This is a genomic window from Mesorhizobium sp. BHscii (assembly GCF_053848065.1).
Genome location: NZ_JBSPKW010000012.1, coordinates 33,220 through 59,535 on the forward strand (window position 1 = coordinate 33,220; position 26,316 = coordinate 59,535).

The 26,316-nt window shown below is 62.5% G+C and carries 23 protein-coding genes; 9 read left to right on the top strand and 14 right to left on the bottom strand.

Annotation, left to right across the window (positions count from 1 at the left end; genetic code table 11):
* Positions 1-136: 136 nt before the first annotated feature.
* Positions 137-1,000 (bottom strand): DMT family transporter, encoded by an 864-nt coding sequence (locus ACWTU7_RS17595; RefSeq protein WP_455839346.1) that lies wholly within the window; start codon positions 998-1,000, stop codon positions 137-139.
* A gap of 106 nt (positions 1,001-1,106) precedes the next feature.
* Between ACWTU7_RS17595 and ACWTU7_RS17600 the strand changes: the two genes are divergently transcribed.
* Positions 1,107-2,510 (top strand): aminotransferase-like domain-containing protein, encoded by a 1,404-nt coding sequence (locus ACWTU7_RS17600; protein WP_455839347.1) that lies wholly within the window; start codon positions 1,107-1,109, stop codon positions 2,508-2,510.
* 35 nt (positions 2,511-2,545) lie between these two features.
* On the opposite strand, the gene ACWTU7_RS17605 is transcribed toward ACWTU7_RS17600, so the two are convergent.
* The 3 genes from ACWTU7_RS17605 to ACWTU7_RS17615 all read right to left on the bottom strand — a co-directional run bounded on the left by ACWTU7_RS17605 (position 2,546) and on the right by ACWTU7_RS17615 (position 5,112).
* Positions 2,546-3,046: a MaoC family dehydratase gene (locus tag ACWTU7_RS17605; protein ID WP_095521987.1), complete on the bottom strand. Its 501-nt coding sequence runs from the start codon at positions 3,044-3,046 to the stop codon at positions 2,546-2,548.
* Between the two features lie 246 nt (positions 3,047-3,292).
* Positions 3,293-3,721: a phasin family protein gene (locus tag ACWTU7_RS17610; RefSeq protein WP_095521986.1), complete on the bottom strand. Its 429-nt coding sequence runs from the start codon at positions 3,719-3,721 to the stop codon at positions 3,293-3,295.
* A 95-nt stretch (positions 3,722-3,816) separates the two neighbouring features.
* On the bottom strand, positions 3,817-5,112 hold the full coding sequence (locus tag ACWTU7_RS17615; RefSeq protein ID WP_455839348.1) for a DUF445 domain-containing protein: 1,296 nt from the start codon (positions 5,110-5,112) through the stop codon (positions 3,817-3,819).
* A 198-nt stretch (positions 5,113-5,310) separates the two neighbouring features.
* Here ACWTU7_RS17615 and rirA point away from each other — a divergent pair, with 198 nt between their 5' ends.
* Complete coding sequence (gene rirA / locus ACWTU7_RS17620; RefSeq protein ID WP_027156154.1) at positions 5,311-5,772, top strand: iron-responsive transcriptional regulator RirA; 462 nt, start codon at positions 5,311-5,313, stop codon at positions 5,770-5,772.
* 156 nt (positions 5,773-5,928) lie between these two features.
* On the opposite strand, the gene ACWTU7_RS17625 is transcribed toward rirA, so the two are convergent.
* From ACWTU7_RS17625 to hemP, 5 genes are all read right to left on the bottom strand, one after another.
* Complete coding sequence (locus tag ACWTU7_RS17625) at positions 5,929-6,717, bottom strand: heme ABC transporter ATP-binding protein (RefSeq protein WP_455839349.1); 789 nt, start codon at positions 6,715-6,717, stop codon at positions 5,929-5,931.
* A gap of 64 nt (positions 6,718-6,781) precedes the next feature.
* The gene (locus ACWTU7_RS17630; protein ID WP_455839350.1) at positions 6,782-7,882 is read right to left on the bottom strand and encodes a FecCD family ABC transporter permease; all 1,101 of its coding nucleotides are present in this window, start codon (positions 7,880-7,882) and stop codon (positions 6,782-6,784) included.
* 11 nt (positions 7,883-7,893) lie between these two features.
* A complete protein-coding gene (locus ACWTU7_RS17635) occupies positions 7,894-8,766 on the bottom strand; it encodes a heme/hemin ABC transporter substrate-binding protein (RefSeq protein ID WP_455846530.1) in 873 nt (290 codons plus the stop codon).
* 47 nt (positions 8,767-8,813) lie between these two features.
* The gene (locus ACWTU7_RS17640; protein WP_455839352.1) at positions 8,814-9,911 is read right to left on the bottom strand and encodes a hemin-degrading factor; all 1,098 of its coding nucleotides are present in this window, start codon (positions 9,909-9,911) and stop codon (positions 8,814-8,816) included.
* Between the two features lie 56 nt (positions 9,912-9,967).
* The gene (gene hemP, locus ACWTU7_RS17645) at positions 9,968-10,174 is read right to left on the bottom strand and encodes a hemin uptake protein HemP (protein ID WP_095494491.1); all 207 of its coding nucleotides are present in this window, start codon (positions 10,172-10,174) and stop codon (positions 9,968-9,970) included.
* 209 nt (positions 10,175-10,383) lie between these two features.
* On the opposite strand from hemP, the gene ACWTU7_RS17650 reads away from it, so the two are divergent.
* The 4 genes from ACWTU7_RS17650 to ACWTU7_RS17665 all read left to right on the top strand — a co-directional run bounded on the left by ACWTU7_RS17650 (position 10,384) and on the right by ACWTU7_RS17665 (position 14,554).
* Positions 10,384-12,618, top strand: coding sequence for a TonB-dependent hemoglobin/transferrin/lactoferrin family receptor (locus ACWTU7_RS17650; RefSeq protein ID WP_455839353.1), 2,235 nt, complete (start codon positions 10,384-10,386; stop codon positions 12,616-12,618).
* A 5-nt stretch (positions 12,619-12,623) separates the two neighbouring features.
* Positions 12,624-13,067, top strand: a complete 444-nt coding sequence (locus ACWTU7_RS17655) for a hypothetical protein (protein WP_029353355.1) — start codon at positions 12,624-12,626, stop codon at positions 13,065-13,067.
* A gap of 138 nt (positions 13,068-13,205) precedes the next feature.
* Positions 13,206-14,171, top strand: a complete 966-nt coding sequence (locus ACWTU7_RS17660; protein ID WP_455839354.1) for a TonB family protein — start codon at positions 13,206-13,208, stop codon at positions 14,169-14,171.
* Positions 14,172-14,239: 68 nt separating this feature from the next.
* Positions 14,240-14,554, top strand: coding sequence for an antibiotic biosynthesis monooxygenase family protein (locus ACWTU7_RS17665; RefSeq protein ID WP_455839355.1), 315 nt, complete (start codon positions 14,240-14,242; stop codon positions 14,552-14,554).
* A gap of 33 nt (positions 14,555-14,587) precedes the next feature.
* Here ACWTU7_RS17665 and putA read toward each other — a convergent pair whose 3' ends face one another.
* On the bottom strand, positions 14,588-18,199 hold the full coding sequence (gene putA, locus ACWTU7_RS17670; protein WP_455839356.1) for a bifunctional proline dehydrogenase/L-glutamate gamma-semialdehyde dehydrogenase PutA: 3,612 nt from the start codon (positions 18,197-18,199) through the stop codon (positions 14,588-14,590).
* A 162-nt stretch (positions 18,200-18,361) separates the two neighbouring features.
* Here putA and ACWTU7_RS17675 point away from each other — a divergent pair, with 162 nt between their 5' ends.
* On the top strand, positions 18,362-18,814 hold the full coding sequence (locus ACWTU7_RS17675; protein ID WP_352952073.1) for an Lrp/AsnC family transcriptional regulator: 453 nt from the start codon (positions 18,362-18,364) through the stop codon (positions 18,812-18,814).
* Between the two features lie 212 nt (positions 18,815-19,026).
* Here ACWTU7_RS17675 and ACWTU7_RS17680 read toward each other — a convergent pair whose 3' ends face one another.
* On the bottom strand, positions 19,027-20,229 hold the full coding sequence (locus ACWTU7_RS17680; protein WP_455839357.1) for a cytochrome-c peroxidase: 1,203 nt from the start codon (positions 20,227-20,229) through the stop codon (positions 19,027-19,029).
* A 13-nt stretch (positions 20,230-20,242) separates the two neighbouring features.
* Complete coding sequence (locus ACWTU7_RS17685) at positions 20,243-20,692, bottom strand: FixH family protein (protein ID WP_455839358.1); 450 nt, start codon at positions 20,690-20,692, stop codon at positions 20,243-20,245.
* 210 nt (positions 20,693-20,902) lie between these two features.
* Between ACWTU7_RS17685 and ACWTU7_RS17690 the strand changes: the two genes are divergently transcribed.
* Positions 20,903-21,823, top strand: a complete 921-nt coding sequence (locus ACWTU7_RS17690) for a sugar kinase (RefSeq protein WP_455839359.1) — start codon at positions 20,903-20,905, stop codon at positions 21,821-21,823.
* Between the two features lie 167 nt (positions 21,824-21,990).
* On the opposite strand, the gene ACWTU7_RS17695 is transcribed toward ACWTU7_RS17690, so the two are convergent.
* A complete protein-coding gene (locus ACWTU7_RS17695; RefSeq protein ID WP_455839360.1) occupies positions 21,991-23,025 on the bottom strand; it encodes a class I SAM-dependent methyltransferase in 1,035 nt (344 codons plus the stop codon).
* A gap of 287 nt (positions 23,026-23,312) precedes the next feature.
* Between ACWTU7_RS17695 and ACWTU7_RS17700 the strand changes: the two genes are divergently transcribed.
* A complete protein-coding gene (locus ACWTU7_RS17700) occupies positions 23,313-25,334 on the top strand; it encodes a putative bifunctional diguanylate cyclase/phosphodiesterase (RefSeq protein WP_455839446.1) in 2,022 nt (673 codons plus the stop codon).
* Positions 25,335-25,458: 124 nt separating this feature from the next.
* On the opposite strand, the gene ACWTU7_RS17705 is transcribed toward ACWTU7_RS17700, so the two are convergent.
* Complete coding sequence (locus ACWTU7_RS17705; protein WP_455839447.1) at positions 25,459-26,247, bottom strand: DUF899 domain-containing protein; 789 nt, start codon at positions 26,245-26,247, stop codon at positions 25,459-25,461.
* Positions 26,248-26,316 lie beyond the last annotated feature (69 nt).

The following is a 26,316-nucleotide window of genomic DNA, read 5'->3' on the forward strand; positions in this document are numbered from 1 at the left end:
AGGTGGCCGCGAAGCGGTCGGATGAGGGGTGTTCCAACTTGGCACGTGGGCGTTCCGGCCAGCACCCCTCAACCGTCTTGGCGCTGCGCGCCAATCCACCTTCTCCCCCAAGGGGAGAAGGAAGAAGGGCCGGCGCCTACCGCGCATATTTCTTCGCACCGACCACGCAAAGCACGACGGCAGCAGTGACCGCTATCATGGCAGGACTGACCTTTTCGTGCAGCAGCATTGCCGCCAGCCCAAGGCCGAAGAAAGGCTGGAGAAGCTGCAACTGTCCGACCGCAGCGATGCCGCCTTGCGCCAGTCCGCGATACCAGAACACAAAACCGATCAGCATGCTGAACAGCGAGACATAGGCCAGGCCGATCCAGGCGGCCTTGCCGACGCTTTCGAGCGACTGCGGCATGGTGATGAGCGTCAGAGCCAGCATGACCGGCAGCGACAGCACCAGCGCCCACGAGATTACCTGCCAGCCGCCAAGCTTGCGGGACAGCGTGGCTCCTTCCGCATAGCCCAGTCCGCACAGGATGATTGCGGCCAGCATCAGCATGTCGCCAATCGGCGAGGCCGAAACGCCTTGCGTCACCGCAAAACCGGCAACAAGGGCGCTGCCAAGGCACGAAAACAGCCAGAAGGCCGGTTTGGGGCGATCGCCGCCGCGAATGACGCCGAAGATCGCCGTCGCCAGCGGCAACAGGCCGACGAAAATGATGGAATGGGCCGAGGTGATGTGCTTGAGCGCCAACGCGGTCAGCAGCGGAAAGCCGACCACGACGCCGAGCGCCACAATGGCCAGCGACAACAGATCTCGTCGCTCCGGGCGCTTCTGGCGAAAAATGAGCAGAAGCGCGAGGCCGAGTATGCCTGCCGTGGCAGCGCGGGCGACGGTTAGGAAAGCCGGATCGAAATCCATCACCGCCATGCGCGTTGCCGGAAGCGATCCGCTGAAAATCAGAACGCCCACAAATCCGTTGATCCAGCCACCCGCCGTCTTGTCCATCGCATGCTCCTGATGTTCTCGCCCTCTATCGGACCGGACGTATGGCGCTACCAGAGACAATGAGGTACAGTTTGATAAAACTGTCATGGTAGGTTGAGCAGTACGGATGGACGAGCAGGCGACGGCAAGTGAGGGCAGCGTGACGCTTGTCGAAAGTGTCATGTCGACGATCAGGCACAGGATCGCCGCGCGCAGCCTGACACCGGGAACACGACTGCCTTCGATCCGGGCTTTCGCGAGAACCATGCAGGTTTCCAAATCCACCGTGGTCGAAGCCTATGAGCGCCTTGCGGCGGAGGGAATCATCCGCTCGCGTCCAGGTTCGGGTTTTTATGCCGCCGGACCGCTGGCTCCCTTGTCACTGGCCGAGATCGGCCCCAGGCTTGACCGTGCTGTCGATCCGCTCTGGGTTTCGCGCCAGTCGCTGGAAGCCGGCGACGGCGTGCTCAAACCCGGCTGCGGCTGGCTGCCTGCCTCGTGGATGCCGGAGGCTGGATTGCGCCGGGCACTGCGGACAATGGCACGCGGCGATGATGTCACGCTGACGGATTACGGCACCCCGCTCGGGCTGGCGCCGCTGCGTCATCTGCTCGCACGGCGCATGGCAGAGCACGGCATCGAAGCCTCTCCCGACCAGATCATGCTGACGGAATCGGGCACCCAGGCCATCGACCTCCTCTGCCGGTTCCTGCTCGAGCCGGGCGACACGGTGCTGGTGGACGACCCCTGCTATTTCAACTTCCATGCCCTGTTGCGCGCTCACCGGGCCAACGTGGTCGGCGTTCCCTATACGCCGTCGGGGCCGGATATCGAGCTGTTTGCGCAGGCGCTGCTCGAGCACCGGCCGCGCCTCTACATCACTAATTCCGCGCTTCACAATCCAACGGGAGCAATTCTGTCGCCGGTCGTCGCCCATCGATTGCTCAAGCTCGCCGACCAATCGGATCTGACGATCATCGAAGACGATATCTTTGCCGACTTCGAACACACGCCCGCACCCAGGCTGGCGGCGTTCGACGGCCTTGGTCGCGCCGTCCATATCGGCAGCTTCTCCAAGACGCTTTCGGCGTCGGTGCGCTGCGGCTTCATCGCGGCTCCGCGCGACTGGATGGAAGGGCTGACCGACCTGAAGATCGCCACGTCCTTCGGCGGCGGACGGCTTGCCTCCGAACTGGTGCTGACGCTGCTGAAGGACGGCAGCTATCGCAAGCACGTGGATTTGCTGCGCACGCGGCTTTCACGCGCCATGGCTGAGACAAGCACCCGCCTGAAGGCAATCGGCATCACGCCGTGGATCGACCAGCCGGCCGGCATGTTTTTGTGGTGCAGCCTGCCGGAAGACGTGGATGCAGCTGAAATGGCCCGCCGCGCCTTGTCGGCCAATGTCGTTCTGGCGCCCGGCAATGCGTTCAGCCTGTCCCAAACTGCCAGCCGTTTCCTGCGCTTCAACGTCGCGCAGTCGGCAGACGAGAGAATTTTCAGGACGCTCGAAGTGGCGATGTCGCGTTGATTTTCGCTGTCACGAAAAATGCAGCGCTTCGCCCCTCACGCCCCTGCCCGCCTGCGCCGCCGCTCATAGAGCATAACCAGCGTTTCGGCGGTCAGCGCCGGCTTCTGCTCACCTTCGATCTCAACGATGTTGGCGGCCTTCATCAGATATTGGCCGGGGCCTTTGTCCTCCATGGACAAAAGCGTGATGCGCAGCCTGATGCGTGCGCCGGCCCTGACCGGCGCCAGGAACCGCACCTTGTCAAAACCATAGTTGAAGACGGCTTGCGTGTTTTCGGGCACGATGCCCATATCGAGCGCCAGCGCGCCGATGATCGACAGCGTTAGATAGCCATGCGCGATGGTGGCGCGAAACGGGCTCTGCCGCTTCGCCCGCTCTGGATCGACATGGATCCATTGGCGGTCGCCCGTGCATTCGGCGAACTGGTCGATGCGGCTCTGGTCGACCGTCGTCCAGTCCGACACGCCAAGCTCCTGCCCTGTCATCGTCCTGAGCTGTTCGTAGGTCGGCGGCGTCCTCAGCCGTGTTTGCGTCATTCCTGCTTTCCCGATCGCTTGCCCTGCCTCCGGACCACGAACCGGCCGCCTCTGTCAATTCGCTCCGCGCCTTCCGCTGCGGTATCCCAAACCGGATCGCGTCGGTGCCGGTGTCCAGCGCCGGAAACAGGTTCATCCGGGCAAGAGGACACTTGTGCGCCCCGCCGGGGCCAAGGACCAACAATACGGCTTTCAGGAGCCGGACATGACGGGAGAAAAATCCGCCTGCTTTGGTGTGGGAACAGCTTACTTCTTATCGTAGCTGCTGCGGATTTCCGCCATCGCCTCCTTGATGCGGTCGCGCAGGATCTCGACCGATTCGGTGCCGGATTTCCTGGTCAGTTCGGCCACCTCGCCGGCATTCTTCAATGCAGTCTCGAAGGATTTCCTGGCGAACGCGGCTTGCTTGGCCATCAACTCCCGAGGATCGCCCGGCGCCCTGTAGCTCTGCGCCATGTCGGCGATCTCGTGCAGTGTGTCCTGCAGCATCTCGCGCTGTCTGGAGAGCAGCGACGACGCTCCGGCGGCACTCGCCCTGGCTGATTTTTCCAGTGCCTCAAGGTTCTTGCGATGATGGTTGAGGATCGCCTCGACATCGACGTTCGGCAGCTTCAGGTCGCGGCCGAACCTGCCGAATATGTCCATGAAGGTGTCGGATTCCGGTCGCTTTGCCATGCTGGTTTCTCCCCTGTTGCTGCGAATGCGGCACCTGAAGGGAAGAATAGGGTACTGGAGCTTCGCGGTCCATTCGGAGGCGCAATAGTTGCGGCTCAGCCGACGATGAACAGCCGTTCCAGCGTATGGAGCACGATGCCGGCAAGGCCGCCGATGACCATGCCGTTGAAGCGGATATATTGCAGATCCCTGCCGATGTTCATCTCGATCAGCCTGGTGAGCTGGGCAAGGTCCCAGCGCTTGACCTGATCGGCGATGAATTTCGAGACGCCGCTCTTCTGGCTTTCGACGAAGGAAGACAGCGCCACGACGAACCCCTGGTTCATGTCGGCCCTGATCTGCGCGTCGCCGGCAAGATGGCGACCAACCTCGACGAACATGTTGGCGAGGTGGGCGCGAATCTTCGAATTCGGCGCCTTGGCGTCCTGCTCGATAACCACACTGAGGCTTTCCCACATATCGCCGGCCAGCGCCTTCAGCTCCGGCCGGGCGAGGAAATCGCGCTTCAGTTTCTCGGCGCGCTTGGCGTATTGCTTGGACGTCCTCAGCCGCTCGACGAAGGTCAGGACAAAACGGTCGAACTCGGCGCGCATCGGGTGATCGGGATCGGCCCTCACCTCGTCGAGCAGCGAACCGGCGGAGGCGACGATCTTCTTCAGCAGATAGGCGTCGGCGCGAAACAGATTGAACAGCGACGGCAGTTCCTCGCGGATCTTCTCGCGCATCGTTGCCAGCGCCTGCTCGTCGCTCAGGAAGCGGCCAACGACCTTGGTGAATTCGTCGAACAGTCTTTGGTGGCGGCGATCATCGGTCAGAGCCGACAGCAACTCGGCGGCGAGCGGCGCCAGCGGCACCTTTTCGATCTGCTCCAGCATGCGGCTGGTGACGAAGCCGCGCAGGCCGGATTGCTCGACCGCCGCCAGTGTCTGCGGCACCAGCCGGCCGACGAAATGCGACAGATCGGCGGCGCGGTTCTGGTCGGCCAGCCAGTCGGCGACGAGCGCGGAAAAGTCGACCTCGGCAAGCTTTTCGCGCACCGGCTCGGGCGCCAGGAAATTGACCTCGATGAAGCGGCCGAGATTGTCGGCGATGCGGTTCTGGTTCTCCGGGATGATCGCGGTGTGCGGGATCGGCAGGCCGAGCGGCCGTCTGAACAGCGCCACCACCGCATACCAGTCGGCCAGCCCGCCGATCGTCGCCGCCTCGGCGAAAGCGGCGACGAAGCCCAGCCAGGCAAAACGGCCCTCGAACGACTTGGCCACCGCAAAGATGAGGACGCATAGCGCGAGCGCTGCGGTGGCGACGAACTTGGTGCGCCGAAGCGCCGAAAGCTTGGCCTCCGCGTCGGCATCGAACCGGGCGGATGCCAAAGCCGGTGCTGATTGTGACATGGATGAACTGCTCCTGGTCGATCTCGCGGACTTAACTTAGTAATCCGCCCACCCGAATGCGCGCCATATTGGGATTATGGTTTGCACGACCGCCCACACAAACTTGACAAGAATGTTCATCTATCGTGCGGTGCTTGTCTGGAATTATTCCAAGGTATAGGCCATATTGGGCCTGAGCTACTGCTTCGTGAGGACAAAATGCGGTTGACACGCCAGACCAACTACGCCATGCGCATTCTGATGTATTGCGCTGCAAATACCGACCGGCTGAGCCGCATCCCAGAGATCGCTGCCGCCTACTCGGTGTCCGAACTCTTCCTTTTCAAGATCCTGCAGCCTTTGGTCGAGCATGGTCTGGTCGAGACGGTCCGCGGCAGGAATGGCGGTGTCAGGCTCGGCCGCCCGGCCGAATCGATCACACTGTTCGACGTCGTGCGCGTGACCGAAGAGAGCTTCGCCATGGCTGAATGCTTCGAGAACGACGCCGCCGAATGTCCGCTGGTCGACAGTTGCGCACTGAATTCAGCGCTGCGCGAGGCGCTCAACGCCTTCTTCGCCGTGCTCGAGCGCTATACGATCGCCGACATGGTGGCGGCGCGCCCGAATGTGCGGCACCTGCTCGGCATCGACATGCTGGTGCAACGAGCGCCGGCCGCCTGATCCGGGTCGCATCGCGGTTTGGCTAGGTCTGTTGAGATTCAGGTCAGGCCGAGCCGAAAATGGTGGGTTCCGAGAACCGGAACGGAGCGTACGTTTGGGTACGTGAGTACCGGAAGCGCAGGAAACCGCCATTTGCAGGCCGGCATCACCTGAATATCAATAGACCGACTGCGGTAGCACGAACGGCATGTCTCCGGCCGGCAGCACGCCGACCCTCAGCCGGCAATCGAACACTTTTTCGATCAGATCGTCGCTCAGCACGTCCTGCGGTGAGCCGGTGGCGGCAAGCCTGCCGCGATGCATGACGAAAATCCGGTCGGCATACATGGCCGTCAAATTGAGGTCGTGCAGGATGGCGACCACGCCGCCGCCCCTTGTGGCGAATTCGCGGGCGATATTCATGATGATCAATTGGTGCTTGATGTCGAGGCTGGAAACCGGCTCGTCGAGGAAGAGATAGCGCGGTTTGCCGTCGAGGACCGGCGCCCAGACCTGGCAGAGCACACGGGCCAACTGCACGCGTTGCTGCTCGCCGCCCGAAAGCTCCTGGTACAACCGGCCGGCAAAGCCGTCGAGATCGACGCGCGCCAGCGCCCGTTCGGGCAGGCGCTCGTCCTCGCCGGGCAGCGCGCCCGAGCGCCCGCCGAGCAGGCCGAGCCTGACGATCTCGCGCACAGTGAACGGAAAGGACAGCGTCGTCGCCTGAGGCAGCACGGCGCGCATCGTCGCTGCCTCGACCGGCTTCATCACCGACAGGTCGCGGCCGTTGATGGTGACCTCTCCCGAATAGGCAAGATCGCCGGACAATGCCCTCAATAAGGTCGTCTTGCCGGAACCATTGGGACCGACGATGGCCGCGATTTCGCCGGGCCGCATGTCGAAATCGACATTGGCGACGATCCGCTTGCCGCCGATCGCCACCGAGACATCCCGTGCTTCGATCATGCAAACCCCTCTCGACAGACCGCTTCGAAATTCGCTCTGGGGAGTCATATGGTGGTGCGGTCTCTCACAGGTCGACGACCCCACGCTTACGCAGCAGGATCCAGAGGAAGAACGGAGCGCCGGCGATCGCGGTGACGATGCCGATCGGCAGCTCGGCCGGCGCCACGATGGTGCGGGCGACGGCGTCGGCCAGAAGCAGCAGGCAAGCGCCGAGCAGGGCCGACGCTGGCAGCAAATAACGATTGTCCGGGCCGATAAACAGGCGCAGCAAATGCGGCACGACGATGCCGACAAATCCGATGCCGCCGCTGACGGCCACAGATGCCCCAACTGCCGCCGAAACGCCGATGATGGCGGTGTATTTCAGCCGCTGCACCGGGATGCCGAGATGGCCGGCGGTGGCTTCGCCCAGCGCCAGCGCGTTGAGGCCGCGCGCCAGAAACGGCATCGCCGCCAGCGCCAGCACTATGATCGGTCCGACGGAGCCGATCTTCTGCCAGGTCGCGCCGGCGAGCGAGCCAAGCTGCCAGAAGGTCAAGTCGCGCAACTGCCGGTCGTCGGCCATGAAGATCAGGATACCGGTCAGCGCCATGGCAAGGGCCGCCAGCGCAATGCCGGCGAGCAGCATGGTGGCGACCGAGGTTTGGCCGTGCCGGGTGGCGACCTGATAAAGCACCAATGTCGTCGCCAGCCCGCCGCAGAACGCCGCCAGCGGCAGAGCGAGTGTGCCCAGCTCCGAGGTTATCGGTGCCAGCGCCGTGGCGCCAAGCACGATGACGGCCACCGCGCCGAGGCTCGATCCAGCCGAAACGCCGATGAGACCGGGGTCTGCCAGCGGATTGCGGAACAGCCCTTGCATGACCGCGCCGGAGACGGCAAGTGCGGCGCCGATCAGCACACCGAGGATGACGCGCGGCAGGCGGATGTCGTAGACGATCAGGCGGTCGCGGGCGCTCAGCGCCGCATTGCCGGGTGCTGCACCCAATAGCCAGTCGCCGACGACGCTGACGGCCGAGGCATCGGATGCGCCTGAGGTCAGCGACAGCAGCACGGCAATGGCAAGCCCCAGGCACAAAAGCAGGATGACGATGCGCGCGCGCCCCGAACGGTCGCCGTCGGATGCTGTCGCCATAGTGCCCGCACCAGCGATCGATTGATCCACCATTGGGTGCCCGCTCAGTCCGCGGCCTGCCCGCCATAAAGCGAGGCGGCAAGGTCATGGATGACGTCGGCCGTGCGCGGCCCGAAGCCGAGCAGATAGCCGCCATCCATGCGGACCACCTTGCGCGCGGCACCCGCCGGTGTCGACAGGATGGACGGGTTCACGAACAATTCGTCATCCGATGCGGCAGGACCGGCATTGTTCATCATCAGGATCACGTCGGGCCTGGCGGTGATAACAGCCTCGTCGGACAATTGCTTGTAGCCGGAGAAGCCGTCAACCGCGTTGACACCGCCGGAAAGCCTGATAATGCCGTCGGCGGCAGTGTCGCTGCCGGAAGCGAGGATCTTGCCGCCCTGCATCGACAGCACGAACAGGACGCGCTTGCGGTCGTTGATCGAAGCGGTCTGCTCTTCGGCGGCCTTCAACTTGGCATCGATCTCGGCTGCCAGCGCATCGGCCTTGGCGTCCACGCCAAGCGCCTTACCGACGATGCGGATCTTTTCGAGAATGCCTTCATGGTCGTAGCGCTCGGGCACCTCGATGAACGGAATGCTCGTTTTCTTCAGCACGTCGACGGCTTGCTTAGGCCCACTGCCGTGCAGCGCCAGGATGCCCGACGGATTGACCGACAGAACACCTTCCGGCGACAGTTGGCGCATGTAACCGACGTCAGGCAGCTTGAGCGCCGCCTCGGGATAACGGCTGGTCGAATCGCGAGCGACCAGCCGATCCTGTTCGCCGAGCGCAAAGACGATCTCGGTAATCGAACCGCCGATTGCCGCTATCCTCGACGGGTCCGCGAAGACCTCCGTGCCTTCGGCGGCACGGGCCGGCAGCAATGCGGCAAAGGCCAGGGAAAGGCCGATCGTGGCCCCAAGCGCCATTCTGAAAACACCCGCCGGTTTAAGCAAAGGACCCATTTTCGTTGTCCTCAGGCTGCGGTCGGGCTTGGAATGCGCGGCAGGTTCTCTGCCAGAAACCGCCAGTCCTCGCGCTCGCTTTCACCTTCATGGCGTTTGCCGAAGAACTGGATGATCATCTTGCCGTCGGCGCCATAGGCTTCGAGAGACGTGACATGGCCGTCCTTGGTCGGCTTGCGCACGGCCCAGACCTCTTGGATGTGATCGGTTCGCAGATGCAGGTGAAAGGTTTCGTCCAGCACGTTGATCCAAGGCCCCATCGGCTTGATCGACTTGATCGGGCCCGAATGGATCTGGATGCAGCCGCGATTGCCGACAAAGCACATGATCGGCATTTCGCCCTCGGCGGCATGATGGAACATGGCGCTGACGGCATCGTTGTCCAACAGCCAGGCGTAATCCTGGCCGACCATGCGCATCGCCTGGCGGCGGTCGAGCTTCAGCGTCTTCAGCATGCCGAAGAACTGATGCACGTCCGTCAGGCGGCTCCAGCGGTCGCGCAGATCGTCGACATCAGCGGAAGCGTCGGAAGGCCCGGTCTCGCTCTCGAGCCCGCCTTCTGAAATCGCAACCCCTTCTGAAATCGCGACCCCCTCTGAAATCGCAACCATTGACTCCTGGTTCGGCGATTCGAGTTCGGCCACCAGCTTCTGATAGGCATAGAGGTTGGACGCGGGCCGCAGATGCACCTTGTGCACCGCCTCGCCTGCCGCATCGAAGAACTGCAGGCTGCGCCTGATATCGCCGCCGTCGCGTTTTTCGACGGCAAAGCCGTGCGCCCAGACTTTCGGGAAGATGCGCAGATCGATATTTTCGCCAAGCACCATGGCATTGTGGTTGCCGGTAACGACCTTGTCGTAGACGCCGATCTTCTCGTGCACCGCGCTTTCGTTACGGGTCAGCGCCATAACCTCGCCGACGGCTTCGAGGCCGGTCAGAAGGTCGTTGACGCGCGGCTCGACGCGGACGACTCCGTCGCCGCAATGCGCAGCGACCAGCTCGGCTTCCGAAATGCCAAGCTGGGCGGCGAGATCACGCTCGCGCGTCTTCGGATTGTCTGCCCGCGCCCGCCGGATCTCGTGCGGAGCGGGTTTTACGCGCTGGTCCATGTCTTAAACACCTGCTTGTCTTAACACTTACTCGCCTTACAGCCACTCGCTTGCAGCTACTTGTTGAGGATCAGCTTGCCCTGGCGGGTAATCTTCAACCGATAGAGCGCACCATGGTGCTCGATGCCGATCTCATGCTCGCCCTGGAACAGTGTGTTGCTGGACAGGGTCCTCACGGTCAACGGGACCCGATCGAAACGAGCCGAATTGTCGTCGGAACGGCGGACGCGATAGCGAAAGTCATTGGGATTGTGCGTGTTCATCTGGTTCGATCCCTTTCCTGGGCCGGGCTTGGTCGGCTGGCCCGACGCTTGCGTGAAATGCCGATTCATTTCTTGACTTGAATAATCATGTTTATTAGTCAGTGCAATACCGGACTAAGTTAGTCAAGATTTAAGACGCCGGACACGATGAAAAATGCCAGCAAGCGCCACGCCAGCCAGCATCGAATCTGGAATTTTGGAGTTGGGGCATGGGGTTGGCGAATTGGGGACGGCTGGGTCTGGCGAATGGCAGCCCAGGTAGGGCGCATCGAAGTCCGGCGCATCGATCAATGGCAAAGGGCATGGCGGCATTGCTGGCGGGTGCTGCGGCGATCGCTCTGCTCACGCCATCGGCAAACGCTCAACAGGCCGCCCAGCCGACAGCAGACCAGCAGCAGGCCGAACAAGCGCAGATGCCTGAAGAGGCTGCCCCGGCAGGCGCAACGCTGCTCGACCAGATCCTGGTCATCAGCCGCACCGGCGAGACGGCGATCGATTCCCTGGCTTCGGTCAGCCATGTCGATCAGGAGCAATTGGAACGCCGCATGGCGACTACGCCAAACGAAATGCTGTTGGGTGTGCCGGGTGTAGCGGTCCAGGCAGACGCAAGGCGCGTCAGCTCCAGCATCAATATCCGTGGCTTGCAGGATTTCGGCCGCGTCGCGGTGATCGTCGACGGTGCGCGGCAAAATTTCCAGCGCTCCGACCACGGCACGCAATCGACCTTCTACATCGACCCCGAGCTCATCAAATCCGTCGACGTGATCCGCGGTCCGGTCGCCAACACCTACGGCTCGGGCGCCATCGGCGGCGTCGCCTTGTTTGAGACCAAGGACGCGGAAGACTATCTTCGCGACGGCGAGACATGGGCCGCGTCCGCGACCGGGCGCTACGAGAGCAACGGCGAAGGCTGGACGACCAGCGCCGCCGGCGCCTACCGTTTCAACGAAAACTGGGATGTCCTCGGCAACATCGTCTATCGCGACTATGACGACTACAAGGATGGCGGCGGCGATACGGTGAACGGCACCGGCTTCGACGTTTTAAGCGGTCTTCTCAAGACGACCATCCGCCCTAGTGAAAACAGCGAACTAAAACTGGGCTGGAATGGCACGAGCGACGGCTGGAACGAGGTCAGCGGCGGCACGCCGGTGAATGACGTCGACCTGGAGGCGAATACTTTCACGGCGCGCTACAACATCACCGATGAGGACAAGAGCTGGCTCGATCTTCACGTCAACGCTTCCTACAACAGGACCAATTTGGAGATGACGAGCCTTGTTCCGCAAAACCGGTTTGATCCGGTCACCGGTCTTCCCATCGTCCTGCCGGTGGGTTCGATGTCGACCTTCGATATCGGCACTTCGGGTATCGACATCTGGAACACCTCGCGTTTCGAGACCGCCGGCATTGCGCACGAGCTGACCTACGGTGGCGACTGGGTTGGCGACGACGTCGAGACGGGTGGCGCCGCAGGCGGCGCCAGTTTCTACACCCCTTCGGGCAAGCGAAACGTTTCCGGCGCCTACATCCAGGACAAGCTCACCTGGGACTGGCTCGAAGTCATCGCCGGGCTGCGTTACGACAGCTACAAGCTCGAAAGCGATGTCGGCGAAACTTCCGGCGACCGGCTGTCGCCGCGCATCACCGTCGGCGTCTCGCCGTTCGAAACCGCCAGCCTTTCGGGGCTGCAATTTTACGGCACCTATGCGGAGGGATATCGCTCTCCGTCGCTGTCGGAAACCCTCATCAGTGGCAATCATCCGGCAGGCGTCAGCTTTCCGTTTCTCCCCAATCCCGATCTGAAACCTGAAATCGGCAAGACCGTCGAATTCGGTGTCAACCACAAGCTGGACGACATCCTCGAAGCCGGCGACGCGTTTCGTTTCAAGGCGGCCTACTTCAACAACGATGTCGAAGACTACATCGACGGCGTCACCCTGTCGGCATTCGACCCGACCAGCGGCTGCCCATTCGGCCCCGGCATCCCGATCTGCTTCCAGTACCAGAACTTTGCAGAAGCCAAGATTCGCGGCTTTGAAATGGAAGGCGTGTATGACGCCAGCTGGGGTTTCGCCGGGCTTTCGGCGTCGATCATCGATGGCCACACCATCTCTTATGACGGCGAGCGGGCAGACCTCGTCACCGTGCCGTCTTCCCAAGTCACGGCGCAGCTCGGCTTCCGCTTTCTGGAGGACAAGCTAACCGTCGGCGGCGAGGTGCAGTACAATGGCAAGCCGAAGGGCAACCCAGTGGCCAAGGACTACACGCTGGTCAATGCCTTCGCCAGCTACCAGGCGACCGACAATTTCAAGGTCGACTTCCGCGCCGACAATTTGTTCGACGTCAAATACACCAACCCGTTGAATGCATCGGCCACGAGTGTAATTTACGAGCCCGGCGTCACGCTCAAGCTGGCGGCGACAATGCGATTTGGAGGCTGACGACAATGATAAGCTTGACGGCATCGCTTCGCCTGCTGACCTCGGTGCTGGCGATGCCGCTTGTGATGGGTCCGGCGTGGGCGCAAGAGTCCGCGCCGGTCCCTGCTCTCACGCTTGAGCTCAATGGTGCGCAGGCCTCCGAAAAGGGCTGCCGTTTGACGTTCGTGGTCAACAACACTCTCGGCGCCGACCTCTCGAAAGCAGCGTTCGAGATCGCGCTGTTCAACGAGGCCGGCGTCGTCGACCGGCTGACCGTGCTCGACTTCAAGGACCTGCCGGCGGGCAAGACCAAGGTGACGCGTTTCGATCTTGCCGGCGCCGATTGCGCCAAGGTCAGCCGTGTGCTGATCAACAGCTCGACCGAATGTGCGGGCACCGGCATCGAGCCGGGCGCTTGCATGCGTGGACTGAAGACCGAAACCAAGACCGGTATCGCCTTCGGGGTCTGAGAAGACAGTGGGACTGGAGCCCGCACTCGCTCGAAACCCGTCGCATGGTCTCAGGCCGGCTCCGTTCTGTGGCCGCTAGATGCCAACGATCTTGATTTGACAAGTCCGCGCCGGTCGCGGCAGGTCTCGTCGCGAGCCATGCAGGAAATCAGTCCCCTCCCCGACGCCAATGGCGAACTGGCGATTGCGCCGACCGAACCGCTTGCGCCGGTTCGGCCGGCAGCCATGAGCCGCAAATGGACGGCGGCGATCATCGCCTCCTGCCTGTTTCATGCCGCGGTGGCGGCCGCTTTTCTCATCACACCTGCCGGCACATTCGATTCGAAGGACGCAATCCAGTTGGAAGGCACCGATCAAACCGGCGCCAACGTAGTCGGCAGCGCCTTGGGTGGTCAGGTTCCGGGCGCGATGAACGTTACCTTGGTGCCCGACCCGCAGCCGGCCAAACCTGAGGTCAAGCCCGAGCCGCCTGTCGACCGGCCCGCCAGGGAAATGGCCGCGCAGCCCCACGCCCCCTTGCCGCAAATTGTCGAACAACCCACCGCCGCGCCAGACACACCGATGGACGACACCCCACGCCTGGACGAACCGGGCGTGGCTCCGAAGGTTGAAACGCCGGCAGAGCCGGCTGCTCCGGCCGATAGCACCGAGGCGCCTCCTACCGATGTCGGACAACCGCCGATCCCGACCGCAAGGCCAAGCGCGACAGCAGGTCTTGGCGGAGCGGGCGAAACGAACGATGCCCGCGGCGCGGCGGATAGCGAGGAACGCGACGCGGTGACTTCCAGCACGGGCAAAAAGCAGGCAGTGGCAGGCAATGCGATAGAATCCCGCTACAGCGGTGAAGTCCAGAAGAAGCTTGCCCGCGCCAACCGTCGTGTTTCGAAATCGATACAAGCAAGCGCTCGCAACAACGCCAGGGTCGTATTCGTCGTCATGGCCGACGGCAGCATCAGCGACATACAGCTTGCCGAAAGCTCAGGTTCTGCGGAACTTGATCAATTCGCTTTGACGCTAGTGCGCAAGCAAGCACCGTTCCCTCCCATTCCAACCGAAACTGGCAAGTCAAGTTGGGTATTTAAAGCGCGGATCGGTCCATTTTAACAGCCTGCGCCTCAGCGCTTCAGGCAATCCAACAAGCATCATAATCGCAATCCCGAAAGGAACCACCAATGTACATCGCCATGAACCGCTTCAAGATACAAAACGGCTCTGAGGACGCTTTTGAGGACGTCTGGAAAAACCGTGATTCGAGCCTTTCGGAGATGAAAGGTTTCAAGGAATTTCATCTGCTGCGCGGTCCGGTCAACGAGGCCGAAGGCTACACGCTGTTTGCCTCGCACACCGTGTGGGCGAGCCATGAGGATTTCGTCGCCTGGACCAAATCCGAGAATTTTCGCGCCGCGCACCGCAACGCCGGCTCCAGCAAGGTGCACTATCTCGGTCATCCGCAGTTCGAGGGCTTTTCGGTCGTCGAGGGCGCGTGAGGTGACCTCGCCTAACAGATAGAAGCAGCCGCCTTAAGCCGCGGCCAGCAGGCTGGCATTGCCACCAGCAGCCGTAGTGTCGACGCAGACGGCGCGCTCATGCGCATAGGCCGCCGGGTTGAGCACTTCGCTGACCAGCGGCACGATCGGGCCGGCGCGGTCGGCGATCACCTTGCGCACGATGCGCGCGGCCTCCGGCGTGCCGGAAAAGGCGACGAGGTCGACACGCAGCGCGCGTGCCTCGACCGGGTCGGGCCGACCGTCGATGGCCGCCAGCGGCAGGCCCTTGCCGGTCAGTGACAACAGGGCCGCCGGCGCATCGGGCGCGACGGCCAGCACCGCATTGCCGGCCGCCAGCGCCTGGATGGTCTGGGCAAGCAGCGTGTCGGCATCCGGTCCGAGGCAGAGCACGCGGCCGCGCGGCGACAGCGACAACGTGTTGGCCTCGCCGGTCGGGCCGGGCAAATCGACCTGGCCGAAATCGATGCCGGCGGCGGCACCGATGGCCGCCGCACCTTTGCCGCGCAAATGTTTCCTCAGCACCGCAATGCGGTCCGCCCGCGTCGACCAGCCGCCCAGCGTCCGGTCGGGCAGATTGTCGGCGAGTTCGGTCGCCGTCACCTTGCGGCCGTCAAGAATAGGCGTGCCCGCCTCCGGCCCCTTGCGGAACCGCCTGAGATAGTGCGGTCCGCCGGCCTTCGGCCCAGTGCCGGAAAGCCCTTCGCCGCCGAACGGCTGCGAGCCGACCACGGCGCCGATCTGGTTGCGGTTAACATAGATGTTGCCGGCATGGATGCCGTCGACGAAATGCTGGGCGCGGCCTTCGATGCGGGTGTGCAGGCCGAAAGTCAGACCATAACCCTTGCGGTTGATCGCGGCGATGACCCCGTCGATATCGTCGGCGTCGAAAGTGGCGACGTGCAGCACCGGTCCGAACACCTCGCGCTCGATGTCCTCGATGCCCTTGACCCGAAAGACATGCGGTGCGACGAAGCGGCCATCCTTCGGCGCTTCGAGCTTGGCGATCAGCCGGCCCTGCAGGCCCATGTCAGTGCAATAGTCGCGGATCGATTTTTGTGCCTCCTCGTCGATGACCGGGCCGACATCGGTCGAAATCCGCCAGGGATCGCCGAGGCTGAGCGTTTCCATCGCGCCCTTCAGCATTTCCAGCATCTTCTTCTCGACGTCCTTCTGCACATAGAGCACGCGCAGCGCCGAGCAGCGCTGGCCGGCACTCTGGAAGGCCGAGGCAAGGATGTCGCGTACTGCTTGTTCGGGAAGCGCGGTGGAATCGACGATCATGGCATTCAACCCGCCGGTCTCGGCGATCAGCATGGCGTCGGGCGCGGCGGTCTCGGCCAACTGCTTTTCGATCAGCTTGGCGACCTCGGTCGAGCCGGTGAAGCAGACGCCGGCAATGCGCGGATCTGATGTCAGTGGGCCGCCGACCGAGGGGCCATCGCCGGGCAGAAGCTGGATGACGTCTTCCGGCACGCCGGCTTCGCGCAGCAATTCGACGGCGCGGAAGGCGATCAGCGGCGTCTGCTCGGCCGGCTTGGCGATGACCGAATTGCCGGTGACGAGAGCTGCCGCAATCTGGCCGGTGAAGATGGCGAGCGGAAAATTCCATGGCGAGATACACGCGATCACACCGCGCGCCTCGGTTCCAGGTTCGGCATTGGCCGCCTCGGTTGCGTAATAGCGCAGGAAATCGACCGCCTCGCGCACTTCGGCGACGCCGTCGGCCAGTGATTTGCCGGCCTCGCGGGCGGCGAGCGCGAAGAATTCGACGGCATTGGCCTCATAGAGGTCGGCGGCGCGGTTGAGGATGGTGGCGCGCTCGGCGACGGCGCGCCTCGCCCATGCCGGCTGCGCCTCCACCGCGATGCGCACGGCGGTCGCGACCTGCTTGGCGGTGGCCTCGCTGACCCTACCGACCACTTCGTCCGGCTTTGCCGGATTGACCACCGGACGCTGCTTGCCGTAGCCGGCGGCCCGGGTGATCGGTTTGGCGTGCCAGCGGTCCGGCCCGGCAAACTCGGCCTTCGCCTTGTCGATCGCGGCCAGCGTCACCGGATCGGTGATGTCGAACCCCTTCGAATTGCGGCGGCCAGCACCGAAGATGGCCGACGGGCTGGGGATCGCCGGATTGGTGGCCGGACCCTGTTTCTCGACGGTTTCGAGTGGGTCTCGAGCGATATCCTCCGGCTCGACCTCCTCATCGGTGAGCTGGTGGACGAAGGAGGAGTTTGCGCCATTTTCGAGCAGCCGGCGGACCAGATAGGCAAGCAGGTCGGAATGCGCGCCGACCGGCGCATAGATGCGGCAGCGCGTACCCTCGGCCCGCCGCACCGTCTCATGTAACGCCTCGCCCATGCCGTGCAGGCGCTGGAACTCGAATGAGTCACGATCCCCAGCCATCGACAGGATGGCGGCGACGGTGTGGGCGTTGTGGGTGGCGAATTGCGGATAGATGCGGTCGGTCATCGACAGCAGCTTCTTCGCGCAGGCGAGGTAGGACACGTCGGTGTTGGCCTTGCGGGTGAAGACCGGATATCCGTCGAGCCCGAGCGTCTGCGCCCGCTTGATCTCGGTGTCCCAATAGGCGCCCTTGACCAGCCGCACCATGATGGTGCGGTCGTACTTCTTCGCCAGCGCATAGAGCCAATCGATGACGAAGGCGGCGCGCGGACCATAGGCCTGGACGACGACGCCAAAACCGTTCCAGCCGGCAAGCTCCGGCTCGGCCAGCACCCGCTCGATGATTTCGAGCGACAGGTCGAGGCGGTCGGCCTCCTCGGCGTCGATGTTGAGGCCCATGCGCGAATGGCGCGCCGCCAGCGCCAGCGACAAAAGCCGCTCGGCCATCACAGGCAGCATCTTTTCCTTTTGCGTCACTTCATAGCGCGGGTGCAGCGCCGAGAGCTTGACCGAGATGCCGTGATTCTGGCGGATGTCGGGACCATTGGCGCCGGCATCGAGCGAGGAGATGGCGTCGGCATAGGCCTTGAGATAGCGCAACGCGTCCGCCTCGGTGCGAGCCGCTTCGCCCAGCATATCGAAGGAATAGAAATAGCCTTTCTGGGTCATCGGCCGGCCGCGCTTGACGGCCTCGGCAATCGTGCGGCCGAGCACGAACTGCTCGCCCATCTCGCGCATGGCGGCGGCGACCGCCTTGCGGATGACCGGCTCGCCCAGCCGGCGCACCATGGCGCGCAGCGTGCCTTCGATGCCGCCCTCGCCCTCGTCGAGCACCCGGCCGGTCAGCATCAGCGCCCAGGTCGACGCATTGACGAAGATCGAGCTCGAGCCCCCTGAATGCGCTGACCAGTCGTGCGGCGCGATCTTGTCGGCGATGAGGTCGTCCATCGTTTCGGTGTCGGGCACCCGCAGCAGCGCTTCGGCCAGGCACATCAGCGCGACGCCCTCCTTGGTGGAAAGGCCATAGGCGGACAGAAAGACTTCCATCAGCCGCGGATCGGACGAGCCGCGCACCGCCCGCACCAGGTCGGCGGCGCGGGCCGAGATTGCCTTCCGCTCTTTCGTCGAAAGCCCTGTCGCCTCGGCCAGCCGCTTCACGGCCTCGTCTTCATCGGGCAAGTAATTGGCACGGATCTGCTGGCGGATGGCATCGAGCGCTGGCATGACGGTCCTATAGAGCAAGCATCAGGGAGCGGTCCGGCGGTCACCGGACCGAATGGCGCAAGCTAACACAAAGCTTGGTTTCGATCGGTCCAAAGAAATCGACAGGAGAGGCCGATTGGATTATCGTGTGGCCTGATTTTCTCCAATTTGACCACAAAATCGATGACAGAAGACCAATTAGACCGCATCGACAGGAACATCCTGTCGGCGCTGGGCAGCAATGGCCGGCTTTCCATGTCGGAACTCGCGGCCAAGGTCGGCCTGTCGAAGACGCCGGTGCAGGCACGGGTCAAGCGGCTGGAGAAGGACGGCATCATCCGCGGCTACCAGGCGATCATCGACCGTGAGCGAATGGGCGAAGGCCATGTCGCCTTCGTCCAGGTGAAATTGTCCGACACCCGCTCGGCCGCGCTCGACGCCTTCAACCGCGCCGTGCAGGCGGTGCCGGAGATCGAGCAATGCCACATGATGGCATCGAGCTTCGATTACCTCCTGAAAGTCCGCACCACCGACATCGCCGCCTATCGCCGCGTGCTCGGCGAGCGCATCTCCGCCCTGCCCCACGTCGCCCAGACTTCGACCTTTGTGGCGATGGAGACTGTCAAGGATCGGTAGTAGAGCGCTGCTGCGGTGAACGTCGGCGGGACAGCGCCCCCTTTGTCCTGCCGGACATCTCCCAGAACGACGGCTTCGGCGACAGCGCCCTTTTCTTCAATGTTGAAAATTGGCGAAAGCCGAGGGGACAGCCAATCTCCCCCTCGTGGGGGACGTCGGCAGGACAGAGGGGGCGCGAAGGATCGCTACCGAGCGGCCTTATTCCGAGTCCTTCACTCCGCCAATGTCTTCAAAAACGCCACCAGCGCGGCGCGCTCGCGGTCCGAAAGCTGCAGCGGATGGATCTCGGATATGCCCTCGACACTCGCCGGCGCCGTCGAATAATGCGCCACCACTTCTTCGAGCGACGAGAACTGCCCGGCATGCATGTAGGGCGGACGGGTGGCGGCACCGCGCAGCGACGGCGTCTTGTAGGCGCGGGCGAGTTCCGGTCCGGCCTTGACCATGAAGCGCAGCTCGCCGCAGGCGCTGGCATCGCCATCGCGAAACGCGCCGAAACAGTTGAACGGGTCGGCCTCGACCTGCGCCACCGCATCTATGCGGCCGCGATCCGCAGGCAGATTTGCAACCGGCGGCACGCCGGTGTTGTGAAAGCTGCCGTCGGTGAAACGCGGCCCGGTGTGGCACGTCACGCAATTGGCCTTGCCGATGAACAGTTTTAGCCCGAGGATTTCCTCGGGCGAAAAAGCATCGTCGCCTTGCGGCAACTGTATACCGGTAGCCAAGGCGGCAGCGAACCGGTCGAAGCGCGTCTGCGGCGGCGCGATCGACCGCTCGAAGGCGGCGATCGCCTTGCCGATATTGGCGAAGACGCGATTGACGCCCTCGGCCTGAGCTTCGGTCATCGTGCTCCACGCCGCCTTTTCGGCATCGCTGCCGAGCGGGCTGGCATTGGCCGGCACAGTCGAAAGGTCGGGCAGCGGCCCGAAGATGCGCTCATAGCGCTCGCCGAATCGCGCCTTGATATAATGCGCGTAGGCGGCGCGATTGCCGGCCTGCTCCAGCGGATTCTCCAGCGGCGCCAGCGCCTGCGCCCAAAGGCTGTCGCGCCGCCCGTCCCAGAAGAAGAATGGATCATGCGCGACGCCGGCCAGCGGCATGGTGCGCCGGTTGGTGCGGCCGACGCCGACCGCTTGCGGCAGGTCGTCCTGGAATTGCCGGTCGATCTTGTGGCAGGTCGAGCAGGAAACCTTGCCGTCGCCGCTCATCCCGACGTCGAAAAACAGCGTCGCGCCGAGGGCGGCGGCGGCCGGCACGTCGGCGAAGCGGTTGGTGGTGTCGGTTTTCGGCGGCGGTAGCGCCGACAGCGCCAGCGAGGCGATGGTCTTCTTTTCGGCATCGGAAAACTCCGGCTTGCCGCAGCCGGCAAGCACGCCCATCGCCAGCAGCGCGAAAAGACGCGAAAAGCGGTTCATCTTGCTCCAGCGCTCAGAGCAACACATTGAAGACCACCGTATCGGATCCCGCCGCCGCGGAAATGGCGAAATGCAATTGCCACAATCCGCTCATCGTGAATTTCACCCCATCGATGCGATAGCAGCCGTTGCCCAGATAGTCGGTCGCCTGCGGGCTGGTCGGCAGACCGTGCCTGTGCCGCGGCATGCCCCCGGAAATCGTGATCCCGGCGCCCTCCACCGGGGTTCCCGCACCTGTCTTCAGGGTCAGCAGCCAGGATTGCAGCTCGCCTTGCCTGATGACACCCCGCTCCGGCTCGAAACTGGCCACAAACAGCCCGTTCGTCGTCTTCTTCGAGCGGGCGACTTCGGAGCTCGCAAGGCGAGGCGCTTGCGGCGTGGTCAGATAGACGGCAGCGAGAATGCCGGCCAGCAAGGCAGCCAGGCCAAGACCTGCCAGAACATAACGCCATAACGATGCCAAACCGTTTCCTCTTCCGGAGATAACGTCTCGCTGGGCAGATTGCGTCCCGCCTTCCGCGTGAGAAAACGCCGTTGGCGCAAAAATCCGCCATGGCCAAGCATGGCGCTGCCGCTCGCAAAAAGCTACAGCACCGGGTCTTGGTTTTGTGCATGTCGTTATCCCAAAACCGCTGCGCAAGGTTTTGGGCGACATGCACCAGGAGAGAGATTCATGACAGGAAACGGCGTCGCCTCGATCGGTGAATGCATGCTCGAACTTTCAGGCCAGGCGGGGCCGAACTGGCGCATGGGTTTTGCCGGCGACACGTTCAATACGCTGTGGGCGGTGCATGCGCTGAGCGGCGATCGGCCGGCGACCTATGTGTCGGCCTTCGGCGACGACCCGTTCTCGCGCGACCAGATCGGTTTCTTCGCGCAAAACGGCATCGGCGTCGGCGCCAGCCCGATCATATCAGGCGCCCGGCCCGGCCTCTATGCGATCACGCTGACCGGAGCCGAACGCTCCTTCACCTACTGGCGCGGCGATGCGGCTGCAAGGCAGCTTGCCTCCGACCCGGCTGCTTTGGCGAAAAGCCTTGAAAATCAGGCGCTTGTTTACTTTTCCGGAATCACTTTGGCAATTCTGGATGGCGCTGCGCGCAAGACATTGCTGGCAGCGGTGGCCAAGGCACGCGCCGCCGGCTCGCTTGTCGCCTTCGATCCCAACTACCGGCCGCGGTTATGGCGCCAGGGCGAGGAAGCGCAGGCCGCGATCCTCGATGCGCTCGCAGTCACCGACCTAGCGCTACCGACCTTTCCCGACGAGCAGATGCTGTTCGGCGACGCGGCGCCGCAAGCAACCGCGGAACGGCTGCGAAAGCTGGTCGGCGAAGTCGTCGTCAAGAACGGCGAGGAGCCGGCGCTGATCGCCGCAAACGGAACCCTGCAACCCGTTCCTGCCGTGCATGTCGCCGCCCCCGTCGACACGACCGGCGCTGGCGATTCCTTCAATGGCGCCTATCTCGCCGCCCGGCTCGCCGGGCACGCTCCGACTGAGGCCGTGCTGCGCGCGCATCGCGTCGCCGCGGCCGTCGTGCAGGTGCGCGGCGCGCTTGCGCCATTCGAAACGTTAAGGGCGGCGTTCGAAGATTAATGCATGTCGCGCAAAACAGCGCAGCGGTTTTGCGATGACGACATGCATAAAAACAAGACCTTAAGGCGCGTTGCATGAATCCATTCAAACGCGACGCGCTCTAGGGTCAAACCGCAATCAGACTGGCTGCCGCCAATGGGCGACAACCTTGCAGCCCAACGCGGTCGCTATCCGCGCTTTTCGATGACGCCATATAGGACGTTGCGGTTCTCGCCAAAGAACACCTGCGCCTCGACGGTGTTGCGGTCGACGCTGGCGTTGATGATGTTCCACATATCGGCCTCCGACCGCAGCAGCAACACCCAGTTCATGAACGTCTCCCGGTAGCCGGCGTCAGGGTTGCCCTCTGCGTAGTTCGCGAAGAGGAATGTCCCGTTCGGCTTCAACATCTGCAGGCAGGTTTTCGTGAGCTTCACGGCGACGTTGTGCGCAAGGTAGTCGTAAAGGCCAGAGGCGTAGATGAAGTCGAACTTGCCAAGCTTGTGGCCCCGCGTGAGCATGGTTCGTACCGAACCGTCGATGGCCTCTACCGCGGTGCCCTGGAAGTCGCGCGTGATCAATCCAACGCTCTGAGGATCCTGATCGAGCGCAACCCAGCGCTTGAGATGGCCCTCCTGTAAGGCGGTCGAGCGATTGGCCTCCCTTAAATGGCCGGCCGCGATCGCCAGTACCTCGGCCTCCGGTCCATTCTTGGTCGCAATCTCATCGACATATCGGGTTAAAAGATCGCGTCGTTCCCGTGCCGCGATGCACGACGGTACATCCTTGGTATGGCTATAGAGCGCCTTGCCGATTTCCGAGGCGTTTGCCACGCTCTCGGCCACGTGCGGATCACAATAGATATAGTCGAGCAACTGCGCGTCGCCAGAATAACCTCTGGGCTTGTCATAGGACCACCGCGTGAGCGGATCCTCAAGAAAGTACTCCAGGACCGGGTGGTTCTGCACCACGGGTATCAATGCTTGCCAAACGTCTGGATGAACCTTGGAACGGGTTGCTTCGAGGTGCGCCATCAGACGACGAATGATCTCCGCGGGATCCTTTCGTTGCTCGATTTGCTGGTGTGTCGTGTGGAGAATGAGCGCAAGCTCTACGCGAGCAGTTTCGAACGCTTCGCTATGAGGCTCGAGCTTTCCTCGAGAGAGACTGGCGGCGATCATCTCGGCAGTAATCAGACTTTTGCCATCAAGGATGGTTGCCACCACATAACCCCATAGTTACAATTAGCTAGATATTATTTAGATATTGCGTAAAATTTTACCTTTGCCAAGCCACATCCCCGGCATTTTAGCGATGTCGTTAATTTCCCGCCAACCATGCTGGTTCTTTGGACGCCTTGCGGGTGGGATTCCGGATACGAGTTAACGAAAACCTATTTGCGCGACTGCATATTGTTTGCGAGGCGCCGCAATCGCTGTCGCGCCTGAGGAGTCGGCCGGCGTTGGGGGCAGAAGCTAGAAATGAGTTCGGAATACAAAGTCCCGTTCGGATGGGGTTTGTGGTGACGAACGAATGCGCGTCATCTGCATTGGCCGATATAGCCCATGCGGAACCGTTCGAACCGCGCTACGAGCCGCGGTCCGACGAGCTCCGCAACCTCTACCGAGAGGAAGGCCAAGCGAAGCGAAGAATGGACGCCAGGCCAGGGCTTTGGATCGCCGTTGCCATCTATCTGCTGTTTTCGGCAACGGATCTGCTGCTGATTCCGGATGTGGCACTCTATACGATCATGGCACGCTTCGCGGTCGGAGTGACTGCACTCCTGATCTTGGAGGCACAACTTCGCCGGGGCGTCGGAACGGAATGGATTGACGTCACTTGCGCCGGAGCCATCATCTTTGGCTATGTTGGCTGGCTGTGCCCAGCGGTCATGGGTGCAGACAAGGAAAGCGTCTCTTATTACATGGTGTTCGGCACCATCTTCATGATGAGCGCCAATCTCTTCTTCACGTTTAAGTTCAGCCTGTCTATTGTAACGTCTGCAATAATTTTAGTAATACTGTATGCCGTAAACTACTTTGTGCCTTCCACATTAATCTACAAAATGGTATTTGGAACTTTTTACATTTCATGCTTCACATTTACGTCTTACGTTAACTGGAAGCTGAACGAGGAGCGCTACAACGTCTTCCTGAATGCCCTCGAAGCCAAAATCCAGCACAAGGAAGCCACCGAGCGCGGACAGGCGCTGTTGAATCTGTCGAGAACCGACCCGCTTACGGGTCTGGAGAATCGGCGGGCGATTGACGAGAAGCTGCGGGACTACTGGAGCGACTGGCAAAGGTCTGGCAGCAGTTTTGTGGCGATCCTCATCGACGTGGACTTCTTCAAAAGGTTCAATGACTATTACGGACATCAAGAAGGCGACCGCTGCCTGATTCTCGTCGCCAATGCCCTTGCCGAAATGATTAAGCAGCACAATGGCTCAATCGGCCGCTACGGCGGTGAGGAATTCATTGTTCTGGCTCGCATGGAGAAAAGAGAACAGGTCGCAGATATTGCCGAAGCCATTCGAAGCACGGTGGAGAACCTCGCGCTTCCCCACGAGCAGCGCAGAGACGGTATCTCGGTTGTGACGGTGAGCGTTGGCGCTGCATTCACCAGGCCGCAGACTGGCGCCAAGCTGGAAAAAATCATCCATGAGGCCGATCGCGCACTCTATCTGGCAAAAGCAGGCGGTCGAAATTGTACCTGGCTGTTCGATCCAAACGATCCCCAGAGCAGCGACGAGAGCGAGAATATTGCGGCTTTGCTGAAGATCGCGATCGGCCAGGATCTCGTTTCACTCGTCTATCAGCCTATCCAGAATGTCACGTCCGGCCGAGTTGAAGCCGTCGAGGCTCTGATGCGCCTCAAAATGCTGGACGGTACATCGGTTCCGCCGAGCCTGTTCATTCCCGTCGCGGAACGAACTGGCGCGGTCCTGGCGCTTGGGCGCTGGGCAATAAGGACAGTGTGCACTGAGCTTCTGGCGGACAATCACGTCCGTGTCGTCAGCGTCAACGTCTCTCCGATTCAGCTCAAGACGCCCGGCTTCGCAACCTCTGTTGCGGCCATTTTGAGCGAGACTGGCGTAGCCGGCAGCAGGCTGGCCCTCGAAATCACCGAAGGGCTGGAGATGGAGATGCACTCCGACGTTCTCCGCTGCATCAGCGACCTGAAACTGCTAGGGATCAGGATATGGCTCGATGACTTCGGGACGGGCTTCGCCGGCCTCTCATGGCTTCGTCTAATCGATTTCGATACGGTGAAGATCGACCGCTCGTTTCTACATGACTGCGGCACGCCGAGGGGCAAGGCGATGCTGCAAGACATTATTGCCCTGGTCCGAAATCGCGGTCATAAAATCCTGCTCGAAGGGGTCGAAACCGACGAGCAGATGGCCCTCGTACGCGAATTTGACATAGATAAAATCCAAGGGTTTCACGTCGGCCGTCCCGCTCCCGCCGCGAGTTTCCGGACGAGACCGGTCACCTACAAACGCCAATTTTCGGTCGTCAAGTCCGCATGAATGGCGGCGCAGCGATCTGCGCTCCTGCAAGCCGTCGCCCCGCGCTCCCTCTGCAATCATCCAGCGGCTTTGTCTTAGCCGACCGACCGTCGCCGCCGTCGATCTCCACCGGACCAGGCCGGGCTCATTGCTTCGTGCTCGCCTCCCGGAACGCGGCCTCTCCGGCGTCCGACACCTCGGCCCACTTCTTGTCGGCCGCTGGATCCGCGGCGTAGCTGTCATGCCAGTTCCACCACTTGTAGGTCGGGGTCTGGGGATAGCCCTCGGGCGAGTCCTCCCAGACCTCCTGCCGGCCAAGCGGGGTGATGTCGAGATAATTCCAGGTGCTCCCCATCTGCTCGTCGCCGCGGTTGTTGATGAAGTAGGTGCGGAACACGCGATCGCCGTCGCGGATGAACACGTTGTGGCCGTGCCACTCGTCCACGCCGAAGTCGGCGTCGAAGCTGTCGGTGAGCGTGTACCACGGCATCTCCCAGCCCATCCGCGCCTTCAGCCGCGCGATATCAGCCTGAGGCGCACGCGAGACGAAGACAAGGGTGGTGTCACGGGCGTTCAGGTGGGCGACGTGGGCGACCTGGTCGGCTACCAGGGAGCAGCCGCGGCAGGCGTGGTCGGGCCAGCCGAACACTCCCGGCTCGAAGAAGGCGCGGTAGACGATCAGCTGACGCCGGCCGTCGAACAGGTCGAGCAGGCTGGCCTTTCCGTCAGGCCCCTCAAACGCATACGTCTTCTCCACGGCCATCCACGGCATCCGCCGCCGCTCGGCGGCCAGCGCGTCACGGGCGCGGGTCTGGGCCTTTTCCTTCACGAGCAGCCGCTCGCGGGCCACCTCCCACGCCTCAGGCGACACCACCGGTGGTGTGCGCATGGCAGGCTGTCCGCTTTTCCGTCCGCTCTCGGCTGATGAAGTCATGGCTTGATACCTCCTGATTTGGGCGAATTCCCGCGCCTCATGGCTGAAGCGCGGTTCCATTCGCTGCTC

What these genes read in the sequence shown, in the direction of transcription:
- putA (WP_455839356.1), bottom strand. Translation starts at nt 18,199, where the DNA reads ATGCCAGCGCTCGATGCCATCCGCCAGCAGATCCGTGCCAATTACTTG.
- ACWTU7_RS17635 (WP_455846530.1), bottom strand. Translation starts at nt 8,766, where the DNA reads ATGGCGCTTGGGGCCACGATCGGCCTTTCCCTGGCCTTTGCCGCATTG.
- ACWTU7_RS17665 (WP_455839355.1), top strand. Translation starts at nt 14,240, where the DNA reads ATGTACATCGCCATGAACCGCTTCAAGATACAAAACGGCTCTGAGGAC.
- ACWTU7_RS17660 (WP_455839354.1), top strand. Translation starts at nt 13,206, where the DNA reads ATGCAGGAAATCAGTCCCCTCCCCGACGCCAATGGCGAACTGGCGATT.
- ACWTU7_RS17650 (WP_455839353.1), top strand. Translation starts at nt 10,384, where the DNA reads ATGGGGTTGGCGAATTGGGGACGGCTGGGTCTGGCGAATGGCAGCCCA.
- hemP (WP_095494491.1), bottom strand. Translation starts at nt 10,174, where the DNA reads ATGAACACGCACAATCCCAATGACTTTCGCTATCGCGTCCGCCGTTCC.
- ACWTU7_RS17690 (WP_455839359.1), top strand. Translation starts at nt 20,903, where the DNA reads ATGACAGGAAACGGCGTCGCCTCGATCGGTGAATGCATGCTCGAACTT.
- ACWTU7_RS17640 (WP_455839352.1), bottom strand. Translation starts at nt 9,911, where the DNA reads ATGGACCAGCGCGTAAAACCCGCTCCGCACGAGATCCGGCGGGCGCGG.
- ACWTU7_RS17615 (WP_455839348.1), bottom strand. Translation starts at nt 5,112, where the DNA reads ATGTCACAATCAGCACCGGCTTTGGCATCCGCCCGGTTCGATGCCGAC.
- ACWTU7_RS17625 (WP_455839349.1), bottom strand. Translation starts at nt 6,717, where the DNA reads ATGATCGAAGCACGGGATGTCTCGGTGGCGATCGGCGGCAAGCGGATC.
- ACWTU7_RS17630 (WP_455839350.1), bottom strand. Translation starts at nt 7,882, where the DNA reads ATGGTGGATCAATCGATCGCTGGTGCGGGCACTATGGCGACAGCATCC.
- ACWTU7_RS17610 (WP_095521986.1), bottom strand. Translation starts at nt 3,721, where the DNA reads ATGGCAAAGCGACCGGAATCCGACACCTTCATGGACATATTCGGCAGG.
- ACWTU7_RS17600 (WP_455839347.1), top strand. Translation starts at nt 1,107, where the DNA reads ATGGACGAGCAGGCGACGGCAAGTGAGGGCAGCGTGACGCTTGTCGAA.
- ACWTU7_RS17705 (WP_455839447.1), bottom strand. Translation starts at nt 26,247, where the DNA reads ATGACTTCATCAGCCGAGAGCGGACGGAAAAGCGGACAGCCTGCCATG.
- rirA (WP_027156154.1), top strand. Translation starts at nt 5,311, where the DNA reads ATGCGGTTGACACGCCAGACCAACTACGCCATGCGCATTCTGATGTAT.
- ACWTU7_RS17655 (WP_029353355.1), top strand. Translation starts at nt 12,624, where the DNA reads ATGATAAGCTTGACGGCATCGCTTCGCCTGCTGACCTCGGTGCTGGCG.
- ACWTU7_RS17680 (WP_455839357.1), bottom strand. Translation starts at nt 20,229, where the DNA reads ATGAACCGCTTTTCGCGTCTTTTCGCGCTGCTGGCGATGGGCGTGCTT.
- ACWTU7_RS17675 (WP_352952073.1), top strand. Translation starts at nt 18,362, where the DNA reads ATGACAGAAGACCAATTAGACCGCATCGACAGGAACATCCTGTCGGCG.
- ACWTU7_RS17700 (WP_455839446.1), top strand. Translation starts at nt 23,313, where the DNA reads ATGGGGTTTGTGGTGACGAACGAATGCGCGTCATCTGCATTGGCCGAT.
- ACWTU7_RS17605 (WP_095521987.1), bottom strand. Translation starts at nt 3,046, where the DNA reads ATGACGCAAACACGGCTGAGGACGCCGCCGACCTACGAACAGCTCAGG.
- ACWTU7_RS17595 (WP_455839346.1), bottom strand. Translation starts at nt 1,000, where the DNA reads ATGGACAAGACGGCGGGTGGCTGGATCAACGGATTTGTGGGCGTTCTG.